Source organism: Pseudoponticoccus marisrubri (assembly GCF_001482405.1).
Classification (GTDB): Bacteria; Pseudomonadota; Alphaproteobacteria; order Rhodobacterales; family Rhodobacteraceae; genus Pseudoponticoccus; species Pseudoponticoccus marisrubri.
In genome coordinates, this window is the sequence record NZ_LPXO01000004.1 from 76,275 (window position 1) to 90,879 (window position 14,605).

The 14,605-nt window shown below is 68.1% G+C and carries 14 protein-coding genes; 10 read left to right on the plus strand and 4 right to left on the minus strand.

All coding sequences use genetic code 11. From position 1 onward, the window contains the following. Nucleotides 1–2 precede the first annotated feature (2 nt). The 8 genes from AVJ23_RS08360 (at nucleotide 3) to AVJ23_RS08395 (ending at nucleotide 9,273) form a co-directional block, all read left to right on the plus strand. Nucleotides 3–3,278, plus strand: coding sequence for a DNA translocase FtsK (locus AVJ23_RS08360; protein ID WP_058861724.1), 3,276 nt, complete (start codon nucleotides 3–5; stop codon nucleotides 3,276–3,278). 67 nt (nucleotides 3,279–3,345) lie between these two features. Then, the gene (locus AVJ23_RS08365) at nucleotides 3,346–3,936 is read left to right on the plus strand and encodes an exopolysaccharide biosynthesis protein (RefSeq protein WP_058861725.1); all 591 of its coding nucleotides are present in this window, start codon (nucleotides 3,346–3,348) and stop codon (nucleotides 3,934–3,936) included. 69 nt (nucleotides 3,937–4,005) lie between these two features. Beyond that, nucleotides 4,006–4,596, plus strand: a complete 591-nt coding sequence (locus tag AVJ23_RS08370) for a LolA family protein (RefSeq protein WP_058861726.1) — start codon at nucleotides 4,006–4,008, stop codon at nucleotides 4,594–4,596. A 54-nt stretch (nucleotides 4,597–4,650) separates the two neighbouring features. Further along, the gene (pdxR, locus tag AVJ23_RS08375; protein ID WP_058861727.1) at nucleotides 4,651–6,126 is read left to right on the plus strand and encodes a MocR-like pyridoxine biosynthesis transcription factor PdxR; all 1,476 of its coding nucleotides are present in this window, start codon (nucleotides 4,651–4,653) and stop codon (nucleotides 6,124–6,126) included. Nucleotides 6,127–6,136: 10 nt separating this feature from the next. Further along, the gene (locus tag AVJ23_RS08380; protein WP_058861728.1) at nucleotides 6,137–7,069 is read left to right on the plus strand and encodes a bifunctional riboflavin kinase/FAD synthetase; all 933 of its coding nucleotides are present in this window, start codon (nucleotides 6,137–6,139) and stop codon (nucleotides 7,067–7,069) included. Beyond that, a complete protein-coding gene (locus AVJ23_RS08385) occupies nucleotides 7,066–7,536 on the plus strand; it encodes a YcgN family cysteine cluster protein (protein WP_058861729.1) in 471 nt (156 codons plus the stop codon). Before AVJ23_RS08380 ends, AVJ23_RS08385 begins: the two co-directional genes overlap by 4 nt. Continuing rightward, a complete protein-coding gene (locus AVJ23_RS08390) occupies nucleotides 7,536–8,579 on the plus strand; it encodes a threonine aldolase family protein (protein ID WP_058861730.1) in 1,044 nt (347 codons plus the stop codon). The genes AVJ23_RS08385 and AVJ23_RS08390 overlap by 1 nt, the downstream gene beginning before the upstream one ends. Nucleotides 8,580–8,676: 97 nt before the next feature. Further along, nucleotides 8,677–9,273 (plus strand): 2-hydroxychromene-2-carboxylate isomerase, encoded by a 597-nt coding sequence (locus tag AVJ23_RS08395; protein ID WP_058861731.1) that lies wholly within the window; start codon nucleotides 8,677–8,679, stop codon nucleotides 9,271–9,273. A 31-nt stretch (nucleotides 9,274–9,304) separates the two neighbouring features. Here AVJ23_RS08395 and hspQ read toward each other — a convergent pair whose 3' ends face one another. After that, a complete protein-coding gene (gene hspQ / locus AVJ23_RS08400; RefSeq protein WP_058861732.1) occupies nucleotides 9,305–9,631 on the minus strand; it encodes a heat shock protein HspQ in 327 nt (108 codons plus the stop codon). A gap of 226 nt (nucleotides 9,632–9,857) precedes the next feature. On the opposite strand from hspQ, the gene AVJ23_RS08405 reads away from it, so the two are divergent. Beyond that, nucleotides 9,858–10,451, plus strand: a complete 594-nt coding sequence (locus tag AVJ23_RS08405; protein ID WP_058861733.1) for a transglycosylase SLT domain-containing protein — start codon at nucleotides 9,858–9,860, stop codon at nucleotides 10,449–10,451. Between the two features lie 21 nt (nucleotides 10,452–10,472). On the opposite strand, the gene AVJ23_RS08410 is transcribed toward AVJ23_RS08405, so the two are convergent. Both AVJ23_RS08410 and AVJ23_RS08415 read right to left on the minus strand, forming a co-directional pair. Beyond that, nucleotides 10,473–11,126, minus strand: coding sequence for a YggS family pyridoxal phosphate-dependent enzyme (locus tag AVJ23_RS08410; protein WP_058861734.1), 654 nt, complete (start codon nucleotides 11,124–11,126; stop codon nucleotides 10,473–10,475). A gap of 94 nt (nucleotides 11,127–11,220) precedes the next feature. Continuing rightward, a complete protein-coding gene (locus AVJ23_RS08415; RefSeq protein WP_058861735.1) occupies nucleotides 11,221–12,351 on the minus strand; it encodes a porin in 1,131 nt (376 codons plus the stop codon). 279 nt (nucleotides 12,352–12,630) lie between these two features. On the opposite strand from AVJ23_RS08415, the gene AVJ23_RS08420 reads away from it, so the two are divergent. After that, a complete protein-coding gene (locus AVJ23_RS08420) occupies nucleotides 12,631–13,137 on the plus strand; it encodes a DUF3576 domain-containing protein (protein WP_058861736.1) in 507 nt (168 codons plus the stop codon). A 41-nt stretch (nucleotides 13,138–13,178) separates the two neighbouring features. Here AVJ23_RS08420 and AVJ23_RS08425 read toward each other — a convergent pair whose 3' ends face one another. Continuing rightward, on the minus strand, nucleotides 13,179–14,438 hold the full coding sequence (locus AVJ23_RS08425; RefSeq protein WP_058861737.1) for a glycosyltransferase: 1,260 nt from the start codon (nucleotides 14,436–14,438) through the stop codon (nucleotides 13,179–13,181). Nucleotides 14,439–14,605 lie beyond the last annotated feature (167 nt).

Sequence of the window (14,605 nt, forward strand, 5' to 3'; positions counted from 1 at the left end):
GCATGGCATCTTTTCAGGCACGGGGCCGCGACCCCCTGTTCGACGCGAATACGGCCGCCACGCTGGAAAAGCGCGGCCGGGAACTGATCGGGCTGCTGCTGGTCGCGCTGGGCCTGATGGCGGCGGCGATGATCGCCTCCTACACGCCGGACGACCCGTCCTGGGTCACCGCCACCGATGCGCCGGTGCAGAACTGGATGGGCAGCCCCGGCGCCTATATCGCCGCGCCGCTCTTCATGATCGTGGGGCTGGGCAGCTGGGCCATTGCACTGGTGCTGATCGTCTGGGGCGCCCGGCTGGCGCTGCACCGCAATGACGGGCGCGCGCTGTCCTGCCTCGTCTTTGCGCCGATCTGGATCGCGCTCTGCTCGGTCTATGCCTCGGGCCTGCCGGAAAGCACGGGCTGGAGCCATGATTTCGGCATGGGCGGTCTGTTCGGCGACATGATGATGGGCTCGGTGCTGAACCTGATGCCGGTCTCGCCGGCGCTGGCGCTGAAGATCGTGCAGCTGCTGATGGGGCTGGTGATCCTGGGCTTCGGCGCCTTCGTGCTGGGCTTCACCCGGCCCGAGCTGAGCGGCATCGCGCGCTTCCTGCTGATCGGCGTGGTGATGGTCTATGCCCAGCTGATGCGCCTTGTGGGCCGCGGCGCCGCCGGGGCGCTGTCCTCGGCGCAGAAGATGCGCGCCGCGCAGGCCGAACGCCGCGCCCGGGCCGAGGCGGAGGCCGCCGAGGCCGCTGCCTGGGTCGCCGCGCAGGAGGCCGTGCCGGCCCCGTCGCGCGTACGCCGTGCCGAGACCGCGCCCGACATGCCGCTAGTCGAGGATCCCATGGCCGAGGATGACCTTTTTGACCTGCAGGGGGGCGGCACGGCGCAGGCCGCGCCCGAGAAGGGCGGTTTCCTGTCGCGCATGCCCTCGCTGATGCGCCGCAACGACCCGATGCCCGAGCCCGAGCTGGTCGAGACGCCGGTGGCGGATCTCGACATGGAGGCCCCGGGCGAGGACCGGGTGCGTGCCAAGATCGCCCGCGCGATCAAGTCGCGCCGTCATAGCGTGCCGCAGGTGCCGCTGAGCCAGCCCGACCCGTCCAAGCCGCTGACCAAGGGCCGGGGCCATGGCCCGCAGCCGCTGATCTTCAAGCCGACGCCCAAGCCCGTGGACCTGCCGCCCGAGCCGCCGGTGACCGGGCCGCGCGCCATGCCGGCCGAGCCGCCGCTGACCGCCTCGCGCGCGATGCCCGAGGCCAGCGCGGCGCCGTCGATCCGCGTCTCGGCCGATCCCGCGCCGCAGCCGCGCATGGCCGAGCCGGCCGTCGATGCCGCGGCCGAGCCCTCGGGCCGGCCGCAATTCTCCACGCGCGTGCCCGAGACCGCGCCGGCCCCGGCCGCCGAGCCGCGCCCGCAATTCGCGGCCCGCGCGCCCGAACCCGAGCTGCGCCCCGAGCCGCAGATCCAGCCCGAGCCGGAGATGCAGCCGGAGCCCGACAGCTATGGCGACGACTACGGCGCGCTGTCGGATTTCGACGATTACGGCGACGAGCCCGAGGACCGCGCCGATGCGATGGTGGAGGATTTCGACGACGCGCAGCGCTTCGACAGCGCGCCCGAGGCGCCCGCCGTGCCGATCCAGCGCGGCGCCGTGACCCCCGCGGTGCCCGAGCCCAGGAAGGTGGTGCAGCAGCCCCAGCGCAAGCCGTTCCAGCCCTCGAAACGCGCGCAGGCCGAGGCCCAGCCGACGCTCGGCTTCGACGAGACCGAGGTCGAATACGAGCTGCCGCCGCTCAACCTGCTGATGTCGCCTGACCAGATCCAGCGCCATCACCTCAGCGACGAGGCGCTCGAGGAAAACGCCCGAATGCTGGAATCCGTGCTGGACGATTACGGCGTCAAGGGCGAGATCGTCAGCGTCCGCCCCGGCCCCGTGGTCACCATGTACGAGTTGGAGCCGGCGCCGGGTCTCAAGGCGTCCCGCGTGATCGGGCTGGCCGATGACATCGCGCGGTCGATGTCGGCGTTGTCCGCCCGCGTCTCGACCGTGCCGGGCCGCAGCGTGATCGGGATCGAACTGCCCAATGACAAGCGCGAGATGGTCTGCTTCCGCGAGATCCTGGCGGGCCGGGATTTCGGCGACGGCAACCACAAGCTGCCGCTGGCGCTGGGCAAGGATATCGGCGGCGACCCGGTCGTGGCCAACCTCGCCAAGATGCCCCACCTGCTGATCGCGGGGACCACGGGCTCGGGCAAGTCGGTGGCGATCAACACCATGATCCTGTCGCTGCTCTACAAGCTGACGCCGGATGAATGCCGGCTGATCATGATCGACCCCAAGATGCTGGAATTGTCGGTCTATGACGGCATCCCGCACCTGCTCTCGCCGGTGGTGACCGACCCCAAGAAGGCCGTCGTGGCGCTGAAATGGGTCGTGGGCGAGATGGAGGACCGCTACCGCAAGATGTCCAAGATGGGCGTGCGCAACATCGATGGCTACAATTCCCGCGTCGAGGATGCGCAAAGCAAGGGCGAGATGTTCTCGCGCACGGTCCAGACCGGGTTCGACGACGAAACCGGTGAGCCGGTCTTCGAGACCGAGGAGTTCGAGCCCAAGAAGATGGCCTATATCGTGGTCATCGTCGACGAGATGGCCGACCTGATGATGGTCGCGGGGAAAGAGATCGAGGCCTGCATCCAGCGCCTTGCACAGATGGCGCGGGCCTCCGGCATCCACCTGATCATGGCCACGCAGCGCCCCTCGGTCGACGTGATCACCGGCACGATCAAGGCGAACTTCCCCACCCGGATCTCCTTCCAGGTGACCTCCAAGATCGACAGCCGCACCATCCTGGGCGAGATGGGCGCCGAGCAGCTGCTGGGGATGGGCGACATGCTCTACATGGCGGGCGGGGCCAAGATCACCCGCTGCCACGGCCCTTTCGTCAGCGACGAGGAGGTCGAGGAGATCGTCAACCATCTCAAGGCCTTCGGCCCGCCCGACTACGTGGGCGGCGTGGTGCAGGGCCCCGACGAGGAGAAGGCCGACAATATCGACGCGGTGCTGGGCCTGAACACCGGCGGCAACACCAATGGCGAGGATGCGCTCTACGACCAGGCGGTGGGCATCGTGGTGAAGGACCGCAAATGCTCGACCTCCTACATCCAGCGCAAGCTGGGCATCGGCTACAACAAGGCCGCGCGGCTGGTCGAGCAGATGGAGGACGAGGGCGTCGTCTCGGCCGCCAACCATGTCGGCAAGCGCGAGATCCTGGTGCCCGAGCAGTAAGGGAACAAGCGGTGCGGGGGCGGTGTTGGGCGGGTGTTCGACCCCGCTCTCGAAAGGACCCGTCCCCATGAGCCAAGCCGACCAGCCCGTCGCCACCCTGCTGGACGGAATAGAAGAGGCCGCCGAGGGCCATGCGCAGGTGACGCTAGGCGAGCTGGTGGACCGGATCGGCCGGCGCGGCTTCGGCCCGATGATCCTTGTCCCCGCGCTTTTCGTGCTGACCCCGCTGGGCGGCGTGCCGCTGGTGCCCACCTTCTTCGCCGCCGTCGTCTCGCTCTTTGCGCTGCAGGTCGCACTGGGGCGGCGGTCGCTCTGGCTGCCCGAGGCGTTCAAGCGCCGCGCCGTGGACGAGGACAGCCTGACACGCGCCGCCGAGAAGCTGCGCCCGGCGGCCCGCTGGATGGATCGCCACGCCACCGACAGGTTCCGCGCGCTGACCAATCACCGCGCCGAGCGGATCGCCGCGCTGGTGGTGCTGGGGCTCTGCGTGACTATCCCTCCGCTGGAGATCGTGCCCTTTGCCGGCGCCGTGCCCAACGTGGGAATCGCCCTGATCGGGCTGGCGCTGACGGTGCGCGACGGGGCGCTGATGGTGCTGGGCCTGTCGGCGGCAGCACTGGGCTTGATCGGCGGGCCCTGGCTGCTGATATCGGGATAGACCGCGCCGCTATCGCATATCCGCACCGTCCGTGCCAAAGAGGCGGCGCACCCAGAAGCAGGGAAGACCATGATCAGAACCTTCATCGCCGCCATCGCGCTTGTCGTCGTGGCGCTGCCCGCGCAGGCGCAGAAGCTCTCGCTGAACGAGATCTCGCGCTATCTCAACTCCATCACGGCGGCCACCAGCAGCTTTACCCAGATCAACGGCGACGGCACGATCTCGACCGGCGAGATCGCGATCAAGCGGCCGGGCAAGGTGCGGTTCGACTACAACCCGCCCGAGCGCGCGCTGGTGCTGGCCACCGCCGGGTCGGTCTTCGTGCTGGACCGCAAGCTGAACGCGCAGCCCGAAAGCTATCCGCTGAGCCAGACGCCGCTGTCGATCATCCTGGCGCGCAATGTCGACCTGTCGACCGCGGGCATGGTGCAGTCGCATGGCTATGACGGCACCGCCACGATCGTCACCGCGCAGGACCCCAAGCGGCCGGAATACGGCTCGATTCAGCTGAAATTCACCGGCAACCCGGTCGAGCTGCGGCAATGGATCATCACCGATGGCGATGGCGGGCAGACCACCGTGGTGCTGGGCGGGCTTGAAAAGGCCAACCTGCCCAACAGCCTGTTCCGGGTCGAACCCGAACTGGAAAAGCTGCGCTGAGCCCTGCGATAAGTCCAGATTGATCCCGGCATGGGGCCAGACTAGGCTGGGCCCATGCCGATCCCCGTCGAGACCTTTCACCTGGATCCCCGCGCGCCCGGTACGTTGCAGGCCCGCATCCAGCAGGTCGTGGCCGAGGGCATCCTGTCGGGCCGCTTCCGCCCGGGCGAAAAGCTGCCCTCGTCGCGCCGGCTGGCCAGCCATCTCGGCGTCAGCCGCATCACCGTGACGCTGGCCTATACCGAGCTGCAGGCCAATGACTACCTGACCTCGCGCGGGCGCTCGGGCTATTTCGTCAGCGACAACGCCCCGGCGCCACCCGATTTCGGGCAGCGCGCCCAGCGGCAGGACAAGGTCGACTGGGGTGCCGCGCTGGCCCGTCGCGCGCAGGCCGAGACCCCCTTCGACATGGACCGGCCGCCGGACTGGGCGGCCTATCGCTATCCGTTCATCTACGGGCAGGCCGATCGCAGCCTGTTCGACCATGCCAACTGGCGGCTCTGCGCCATGCAGGCGCTGGGGGCCCGCGATTTCGACGCGCTGACGCAGGACCAGTTCGATGGCGACGACCCCGAGCTGGTGAGCTTTCTGGTGCGGCACACGCTGCCCCGGCGCGGCGTGCATGTCACGCCGGACGAGGTGCTGATCACCATGGGGGCGCAGAACGCGCTCTGGCTGGCGGCGCAGCTGCTGGCCGCGGGGCGGGCCGTGGCGGTCGAGGATCCCGGCTACCCGGCGCTGCGCCAGCTGCTGGCGCAGACCGGCAGCCGCGTCACGCCGCTGCCGGTGGATGCCGACGGGCTGTCTCCGCAGGCGATTCCCGGGGGGACGTCCGTGATCTTTGCCACGCCGAGCCACCATTGCCCGACCTCGGCCATCCTGCCGCGCGCCCGGCGCGAGGCGCTGCTGGCGCGGGCGGCGGCGCTGGATGCGCTGGTGGTCGAGGATGATTACGAGTTCGAGATGTCGGCGCTGGACCCGCCCAGCCCGGCGCTGAAAAGCCTCGATACCGAGGGGCGGGTGATCTATGTGGGCAGCTTTTCCAAGTCGCTCTTCCCGGGGCTGCGGCTGGGCTATCTCGTGGGGGCGGCGCCCTTCATCCGCGAGGCGCGCAGCCTGCGGGCCTCGGTGCTGCGCCACCCGCCCGGGCATATCCAGCGCACCGCCGCCTATTTCCTCAAGCTGGGCCATTACGACGCGCTGGTGCGCCGGATCGGCAAGGCGCTGGCCGAGCGGCGCGCCGCCATGGCCGAGGCCGTGGCGCGCCACGGGCTGGAGGTGGCGGGCACGCAGGGGCAGGGCGGATCTTGCCTGTGGATGCAGGCGCCGCCCGGCACGGATACCGGCGCGATGGCGCTGCGGTTGCGCCGGGACAGCGTGCTGATCGAGCCCGGCGCGCCCTTCTTTGCCGGCCCCGAGGTGCCGCGGCATTTCTACCGGCTGGGCTATTCCTCGATCCCGGCGGCGCGGATCGACGAAGGCATCGCGCGGATCGCGGCGGCGCTTGCGCCCGGCCAAGCGGGCGGATAATCCCCGCCCCATGCGGATCGTGCGAGATTATCAGTTCACCCGTCCCGAGGACCGCGGCGCCAGCGCCGCGATCGGCAATTTCGACGGGGTGCATCGCGGCCACCGCGCGGTGATCGAGCTGGCACGCGACGCCGCGCCGGACGCGCCGCTGGGCGTGATGACCTTCGAGCCGCACCCGCGCGAGTTCTTTGCCCCCGACGCGCCGCCCTTTCGCCTGATGGGCGCCGAGGCGCGTGCCGCGCGGCTGGAAAAGCTGGGCGTCGACCGGCTCTACCAGCTGAACTTCAACACCGCGCTGGCCTCGCTCAGCCCGCGCGCCTTTTGCGAGCGGGTGATCCGCGACGGGCTGGGCCTGCGGCACGTGGTGGTGGGGTCGGATTTCTGCTTCGGCAAGGGCCGCACCGGCACGGTGGCCGACCTGCAGGGTTTCGGCGCCGAGATGGGCTTTGGCGTGACCGTCGCGCCGCTGATGAAGACAGGCGGCGTGCAGGTCTCCTCGACCGCGATCCGCCGCGCGCTGAGCGAGGGCCGGCCCCGTGACGCCGCCGAGCTGCTGGGCCATTGGCACCGGATCGAGGGGCCGGTGGTGGGCGGCGAGCAGCGCGGCCGGGTTCTGGGCTATCCCACCGCCAACATGTCGATCGACGGGCTGCACAAGCCGCGCTTCGGCGTCTATGCCGTGCTTGTCGACGTCAAGACCGGGCCGCTGAAGGGCAGCTATCACGGCGCGGCCAGCGTCGGCGTGCGGCCCATGTTCGGCGAGAACCGCCCCAATATCGAGACCTTCCTGTTTGATTTCACCGGCGACATCTACGGCGAGACCCTGTCCGTCGCGCTGGTGGAATTCCTGCGCCCGGAAGAGAGTTTCGACGGGGTCGAGGCGCTGGTCGCCCAGATGGACCGCGACTGTGCCCGCGCGCGGCAGATCCTGGACACGGCATGAGCGATCCGATCGACCGCGCCGGGCTGGCGCCGCGTTTCTGGGAGCGCAAGCCCCTGCGCCAGATGTCCTCGCGCGAGTGGGAGGCGCTCTGCGACGGCTGCGGCAAGTGCTGCCTGAACAAGCTCGAGGACGAGGAGACCGGCGAGGTGGCGCTGACCCGCGTGGCCTGCCGGCTGTTCGACGACACCACCTGCCGCTGCGCCCAATACGAGATCCGGCACCAGTTCGTGCCGGAATGCATCGTGCTGACGCCGGGCAACATCGCGTCGCATGCCTACTGGATGCCGGAAACCTGCGCCTACCGGCTGCTCTACGAGGGCCGGCCGCTCTACGACTGGCATCCGCTGATCTCGGGCCGCGCCGAAAGCGTGCACGAGGCCGGCGTCTCGATGCAGGACCGCACCGTGCCCGAGTTCGAGATCGCCGAAGACGACTGGGAAGATCACATCATCGAGGAGCCGACCTGATGCATTTCGCCTCCGACAATGGCGGGCCGTGCCCGCCGCAGATCCTGCAGGCGCTGGCCGAGGCCAATAGCGGCTATGCGCCGGCCTACGGCGCCGACGCGGTCACGCAGGCCGCCACCGATCACCTGCGCCGCCTGTTCGAGGCGCCGCAGGCCGCGGTCTATTTCGTGCCCACCGGCACGGCGGCGAATGCGTTGGCGCTGGCGACGCTCGTCCAGCCCTTCCAGACGGTCTATTGCACCCCGATGGCGCATATCCGCGAGGACGAGTGCAACGCGCCGGAATTCTATACCGGCGGGGCGCCCCTGACGCTGGTGCCCGGCAGTGACCGCATGACGCCCGAGGCGCTGCGGCAGAGCATGGGCGCGCCGGGCCGCCGCGCGGTGCACCATGCCCAGCACGGGGCGCTGTCGCTGACCAACGTGGCCGAGATGGGCAATGTCTACACGGTGGACGAGATCGCCGCGCTCTGCGCCGTGGCGCGCGAGGCAGACATGCCCGTGCACCTTGACGGGGCGCGCTTTGCCAATGCCTGTGTCCGGCTGGGCTGTACCCCGGCCGAGATGACCTGGCGCGCGGGCGTCGACGTGGCGGTGTTCGGCGGCACCAAGAATGGCTGCCTCGGCGTCGAGGCGGTGATCCTGTTCGACTCCGAACGCGCCTGGGAGTTCGAGCTGCGCCGCAAGCGCGCCGGGCATCTCTTCTCGAAATACCGCTACCTCTCGGCGCAGATGATGGGCTACCTGCAGGACGACCTGTGGCGCGACCTGGCCGGGCAGGCCAATGCGCGTTGCGATGCGCTGGCGCAGGGGCTGGAGCGGCTGGGCGTCGAGATCGTGAACCCGACCTTCGCCAACATGCTGTTCATCCGCCTGCCGCGTCGCGTGCACACGGCCGTGATGGCGCGCGGGGCGGTCTATCACCTCTGGGAGGGGGCCGAGGGCCCGGCCGACGAGGTCGTGACCGGGCGACTTGTCTGCGACTGGTCGGTCAGCGAAGAGGCCGTGGCGGGCTTCCTGCAGGCGGTGGAATCCGAACTGTGACGGCCTGAGAGGTCGGGGCGTGGGCGCGTGCACGAAAGCGCTTCGCGCCCGGGCCTGCCTGCGCTAGGCTGGAGTCGTTGCGTCAGGCGAGGGCGGCATGGCATCGATCAATTTCTGGTTCTCCATCGGCAGCACCTACAGCTATCTCACGGTGATGCGCCTGCCCGCGGTGGCCGAGGCGCAGGGCATCGAGATCGGCTGGCGACCCTTCGACGTGCGCCGCATCATGAAGGCGCAGAACAACACGCCTTTCGTCGGCAAGCCCGAAAAGACCGCCTATATGTGGCGCGACATCGAACGCCGCGCGGCCGGGTACGGGATCGAGGCGGCACTGCCCGCGCCCTATCCGATCGCGAATCTCGCGCTCGCCAACCAGGTGGCGCTGCTGGGCCTGCGCGAGGGCTGGGGCGTCGATTACGTGCAGGCCACCTATCGCCGCTGGTTCCAGGACGGCCAGCCGGCCGGCGAGGCGCCGAACCTGCCGGACAGCCTGCGCGAGATCGGGCAGGATCCCGACGCGGTGCTGGCCCGGGCCGAAAGCCCCGAGATCGTCGCCGCGCTGGAGGCCGAGACCGAGACGGCCCGCGACCTCGGCATCTTCGGCGCGCCGAGCTTTGTCGTTGGGCACGAGCTGTTCTGGGGGGATGACCGGCTGGAGGATGCCATCGGCTGGCTGCGCCGCCACCGGCTCTAGGGCGCGGCCCGCAGGCGGGGCCGGCGCCGGATCAGTTCAGCTGGAAATGCAGCTCGTAGCTGCCATCCTGAAAGGCGCCGAACAGGTCGGGGATGTCGGGATGATCCACCGGCTCGCCGGAGTAGTCGGCCACCAGGTTCTGCTCGGACACGTAGGCCACGTAGAAGCTCTGGTCGTTTTCGGCGAGCAGGTGGTAGAAGGGCTGTTCCTTGACGGGACGCGAGTCCTCGGGGATCGCCTCGTACCATTCCTCGGTATTGCTGAATTCCGGATCAACGTCGAAGACCACACCCCGGAAGGGATGCTTGCGGTGCCGGACGACCTGACCCAGGTGATATTTTGCGCGCTGTCGTAGCATGGTGCACCTCTTTAGATCCGTTCTACCGTCAATTTGCATCGAATGTCCAACTTTTGCCCCCGAAACGGGGAGAAACACTCTGTGAAGGGCCATCCAACAGTGGCCTTGTCACGTGGCGACGCCGGCGGAAAGGCGCAAGGCCGGTTGCTGCAGGAAATGTGATTTTCTCCATATGCGCAATCGGGTAAACTGGCGCCAAACAATAAGCCGATAACGCGAGGGGCAGATGAGCAAGTGGCTTCGCGCAATGGTGATTCTGGCGCTCGTCGCCTCCTGCGGGGGCGGTGGGCCGGGTCAGGCACCGCGCAATCTCGACAATGCCTGTTCGATCCTCGAACAGCGTCCGACCTATTACCGGGCCTTCCGCGCGACCGAGCGCAAATGGGGCGTGCCCGTCCACGTCCAGATGGCCACGATCTACCAGGAAAGCAAGTTCATCTCGGATGCGCGCACGCCGCTGCGCTTCAAGCTGGGGGTGATCCCGATGGGCCGGCAGAGCTCGGCCTTCGGCTACAGCCAGGCGCTGGACGGCACCTGGGACGAGTACCTGGAAGACCAGAATAAGGGCCCGCGCACGCGCCGCGACGACATCCGTGACGCCACGGATTTCATGGGCTGGTACATGAACGACACCAAGGAACAGCTGGGCATCCCGCTCTGGGACGCGCGCCGGCAGTATCTTGCCTATCACGAGGGCCGCACCGGCTATCGCCGTGGCAGCTACAATGCCAAGTCCTGGCTGATGCGCGTGGCGGCCGAGGTCGGCGAACGCTCGCGGGTCTACCAGGCGCAGCTGGCCAATTGCCGCGCGGCGCGCTGAGCTGACCGCAGGGCAGCCGCGTCAGTCGTAGACGCGGTCGCCAAAAATGGCCGAGCCGACGCGCACATGGGTGGCGCCGAAGGCGATGGCCTGCTCGAAATCACCGCTCATCCCCATGGACAGGCCGGTCAGCCCGTTGCGGTTGGCGATCTTCTGCAGGAGCGCGAAATGCAGGGCAGGGGTCTCGTCCACCGGCGGGATGCACATCAGCCCCCGCAGCGGCAGGTCGAGGCCGCGGCACTCGGCAATGAAGGTATCCGCGTCCGCGGGCAGAATGCCGACCTTCTGCTCCTCCTCGCCGGTATTCACCTGGATGAACAGCTCGGGGCAATGCCCGGTCTCATCGGCCAGCCGTGCCAGCGTGCGGGCCAGTTTCGGGCGATCGACCGAGTGGATCGCGTCGAACAGCTCCATCGCCTGGCGCGCCTTGTTGCTCTGCAGCGGGCCGATCAGGTGGACCGAGACATCCTCGTAGCGCTCCTTGAAATCCGGCCACTTGCCGGCGGCCTCCTGCACGCGGTTCTCACCGAACAGGCGGTGGCCGGCCTCCAGCACGGCCTCGACCCGCTCCAGCGGCTGGATCTTGCTGACGGCGATCAGGGCGATCTCGTCGCGCGCGCGACCGGCCTCGGCACAGGCCCTGGACAGGCGGTCCTCGATCTCTTGCAGGCTCATGGTGTCACCTCCTCGACAGGGTGCTACAAACCCTTGCCCCAAAAGAAAAGAGCGGGCCGAAGCCCGCTCTCTCGATGCCGGTTGGCAGCAGTCCTTAGAAGGACATTGCCAGACCCAGCGAGTAGGTGTCGATGCTCTTCGACAGACCACCGCCGGCCGGGGTGCTGTACTCGCTGTTGCCGTAGCCGAACTGGGCTTCCAGACCGCCGCCCAGGTCGTAGTTGACCGCCAGGCCGTAGCCCTCGGCTTCGAGGTCATCAACGCCCAGGAAGTCTTCGTACTTGCCGTAGTTCACGCCAACGGTCAGCGCGTTCATGGTGTAGCCCAGAGCAAGGCCCAGGTGGGTCTCGGTCTCGTCGTTGGTGCCGGCCACGTCGGAGTACTGCGCTTCCGAGTAGTTCACGATGGCCTGCAGCCCATTGTCGAAGGTCGCGTCGAAGCTGACACCGATCACTTCCGAACGCACTGCCAGGGCCTGCCCGGCGAGCACGGCGGTGGCGAATGCACCGTCGTTGTCACCCGGGTTGTTGCCGAGATAGCCCGGAGTTGCGGCCACGAAGTTGACCGGGTCGGCAGGCGTGCCGTTGGCTGCCGCATTGGCTGCGGCCACGGCCGCACCGAAGGACGCGTTGGCTGCTGCCTGGTCGCCCGACTGGTAGCCGATGCCCATGCCGATGGTCGCGTTCGACACGTCGACCGAGTACTTCATACCGATGCCGTAGACCGGGTCGAAGGTGCCGGTGTCGTCGATTTCAGCCGACAGGTAGCCGGTGAAGGCGTCGAAGGTGTACGAAAAGGTCGCGATCTGACCGTCGTAGGAACCGTCGAGGCCGGCATTGCCGTTGTAGCCTGCGTGCTCGTGGTCGTCGGCGATGGCCGAACCGATGATGGCTTCGGTCAGGGCTGCGTCGAACGCGCCGTCGACGTCACCCATGTCCAGACGTGCGCCGCCGAATGCGACGAAATAGGTTTCACCGCCCTGGGTGGTGTTGCCGAATGCGCCGTTCTCATCGAGATCGACTTTTGCACCGAAGGTCAGGCCGTTGTCGGCTTCACCAGTCATGGTGAAGGTGACGTCGATGTCGGTGTGGAACTGGGTGGTTTCGTAGATGAAATCGCTGCCGCCAAGGATACCGATTTCTGCGGAGCCGGACAGAGCGATTTCTGCCGATGCTGCGCCTGCGGTGGCAACCAGTGCGGTGGTCGCGAACAGGATCTTTTTCATTGTTTCCCTCATGTGTTCAAAGGCACTACCAAGCCGGCTGCCCGGCCTTGATGAAGCTTCTATGCGCTTCCGGGCCCGGCCTTTGCAAGACGTCGGCAAATGTGGCGCCCAACAAGCGTTTTTGTGATGCGCAATTGCCACAAGGATTTCGGCCCCCCGTGGCGCGGCCCGGCAAAGAGCATGCGAAACCCCCGGAATCGGGCCGGATTGACGGCTTGCCGCGCCCTGCACCCGCTTGTATTCAGGTCTGCGAACGAACCCTTGGTGGGAGTCCCGATCATGCGCGCACCGCGAATCCTTCTGTGCACCGGTCTGACGGCCGTCCTGCTTGTCCAAAGCGGTTGCGGCGTGCTGGGTAGCCGGCAGAACCGTGCCCCGGTGGACACCCCGCCCGCCGAGGAGATCATGGACGATATCATCTACCAGGACCGGCGCCGCCCGCGCGGCACGATCTGGGACATCTTCCGGGCACGGCCCGATCAGGGTCAGGTCGGCGCAGTGAACAAGTATATCTGGAACGCCGCGCTCGAGACGCTGGATTTCCTGCCGGTCCAGTCGGTCGACCCGTTCACGGGGGTCATCACCACCGGCTTCGGCACGCCCCCGGGCGGTGGTCGGGCTTATCGCGCGACGATCTATGTCTCGGACCCGGCCCTGGATGCGCGTTCGCTCAATGTCGCGCTGATGACCCGTGGCGGGCCGGCCCCGGCCGCCACCGTGCGCGCGGTCGAGGACGCCATCCTGACCCGCGCCCGCCAGCTGCGCCAGCAGGACAGCCGGCTTTGATCCCAGCGTGGCACGGCGCCTGAGCGGCGCCCCTTTGCTGCTCAATCCCGCACCGGCCGCGGCTCCAGCGTGCCCAGCCGGGTGACCCAGTCGAGATGCTGTGGCAGGCAGACCGTGCGCAGGTCGTAATTCTGCTGCACGAAGGCCCGCGCGTTGGCGCCCAGCCGCTCGCGCGTTGCGGCATCGTCGAGCAGCGCGCAGAGCCGCTCGACCAGCGCGTCCCGGTCGAAGAAATCGACCATCCAGCCGGTCTCGTCCTCCTCCATCACCTCGCGCACCGGGGCGGTGCCCGAGGCCAGGATGGCGCATTGCGCGCTCATCGCCTCGAGCAGCGACCAGGACAGCACGAACGGGTAGGTCAGGTAGACATGCGCCCGGCTGACCTGCATCATCGACAGAAACCGGTCATAGGGCACGCGGCCGAGGAAATGCACCCGCTTCCAGTGCGGTGTGGGGATGCGGCCGCGCACCTCGTCGATGAAGATCTGCTTCCAGGTCTGCCCCTTGGGCGGCTTGGCGCCATAGCTGACCTCGTCGCCGCCCAGCAGCACCACATGCGCCTTCGGACGTCGCTTCAGGATCTCGGGCAACGCGCGCATGAAGACGTGATAGCCGCGATAGGGTTCGAGATTGCGGTTGATGAAGGTAATGACCTCGTCCTCGCGGGTCAGCACCTTGCCGTCGCCCACCTCCAGCCGCGCGGCGGGATTCGGGCGCACGGTCTCGGTGTCGATCCCGTCATGCGCCACGGTGATCCGGTCCTGCCAATGCGCCGGGAAGGTCGAGGCCTGGAACCGCGTGGGCGAGATGCCGGCATCCATGATCTCTTCGTGCAGGCGGTTGTTGAGATTCTTCATCCGGATCCGCAGCACGTCGCCCTGCGGGTTCTTCGAGGGGAATTCCGGGTCGAAATTCAGGAAGGGCGTCGCCGTCAGGTGATAGAGCTCGCAATAGAGGCCCAGCCGCGGCTCGGGCCAGACATCCTTGAGGAACATGCTCTCGCCCCAGCCGTGATGGGCGCAGATCACGTCCGGCACGAAGCCCTGTTCGCGCAGCGTCAGCGCGCCGCGATAGCACGAGGTGGCGCGCAGGATCTTGGTCTCGAAATCGGCCAGCCAGGGATGCACGCCGGGCGTGCTGGCGCCGCGGATTTCGTAGGGCAGGATCTGCACGCCCTTCCAGGTCTGCGGCGTCTTGACCTTGCAGGTCAGCGCCACGACCTGGTGGCCCCGCTCGACCAGGGCGGGGGCCAGGTGCTTGTATTGGCCGGGGAAATTCTGGTGGATCAGAAGGATCTTCATGCGCTGCGCCTTGGCCCGTCTCTGCTTGCGATTTTGTGCCACGCCGAACCCGGCCCGCCAAGGCGAGCCCCGCAAATGCCGGGCCCGGGTGGCCGAAATGTCGCCTTTCGCTGGACGCGCGGCGCGCGGGCCCCTATCACCCGGCCCGACACCCGCCCGTCAGAGGA

What these genes read in the sequence shown, in the direction of transcription:
- AVJ23_RS08425 (WP_058861737.1), bottom strand. Translation starts at nt 14,438, where the DNA reads ATGAAGATCCTTCTGATCCACCAGAATTTCCCCGGCCAATACAAGCAC.
- AVJ23_RS08360 (WP_058861724.1), top strand. Translation starts at nt 3, where the DNA reads ATGGCATCTTTTCAGGCACGGGGCCGCGACCCCCTGTTCGACGCGAAT.
- AVJ23_RS08410 (WP_058861734.1), bottom strand. Translation starts at nt 11,126, where the DNA reads ATGAGCCTGCAAGAGATCGAGGACCGCCTGTCCAGGGCCTGTGCCGAG.
- AVJ23_RS08380 (WP_058861728.1), top strand. Translation starts at nt 6,137, where the DNA reads ATGCGGATCGTGCGAGATTATCAGTTCACCCGTCCCGAGGACCGCGGC.
- AVJ23_RS08415 (WP_058861735.1), bottom strand. Translation starts at nt 12,351, where the DNA reads ATGAAAAAGATCCTGTTCGCGACCACCGCACTGGTTGCCACCGCAGGC.
- AVJ23_RS08365 (WP_058861725.1), top strand. Translation starts at nt 3,346, where the DNA reads ATGAGCCAAGCCGACCAGCCCGTCGCCACCCTGCTGGACGGAATAGAA.
- AVJ23_RS08390 (WP_058861730.1), top strand. Translation starts at nt 7,536, where the DNA reads ATGCATTTCGCCTCCGACAATGGCGGGCCGTGCCCGCCGCAGATCCTG.
- pdxR (WP_058861727.1), top strand. Translation starts at nt 4,651, where the DNA reads ATGCCGATCCCCGTCGAGACCTTTCACCTGGATCCCCGCGCGCCCGGT.
- AVJ23_RS08395 (WP_058861731.1), top strand. Translation starts at nt 8,677, where the DNA reads ATGGCATCGATCAATTTCTGGTTCTCCATCGGCAGCACCTACAGCTAT.
- AVJ23_RS08405 (WP_058861733.1), top strand. Translation starts at nt 9,858, where the DNA reads ATGAGCAAGTGGCTTCGCGCAATGGTGATTCTGGCGCTCGTCGCCTCC.
- AVJ23_RS08385 (WP_058861729.1), top strand. Translation starts at nt 7,066, where the DNA reads ATGAGCGATCCGATCGACCGCGCCGGGCTGGCGCCGCGTTTCTGGGAG.
- hspQ (WP_058861732.1), bottom strand. Translation starts at nt 9,631, where the DNA reads ATGCTACGACAGCGCGCAAAATATCACCTGGGTCAGGTCGTCCGGCAC.
- AVJ23_RS08420 (WP_058861736.1), top strand. Translation starts at nt 12,631, where the DNA reads ATGCGCGCACCGCGAATCCTTCTGTGCACCGGTCTGACGGCCGTCCTG.
- AVJ23_RS08370 (WP_058861726.1), top strand. Translation starts at nt 4,006, where the DNA reads ATGATCAGAACCTTCATCGCCGCCATCGCGCTTGTCGTCGTGGCGCTG.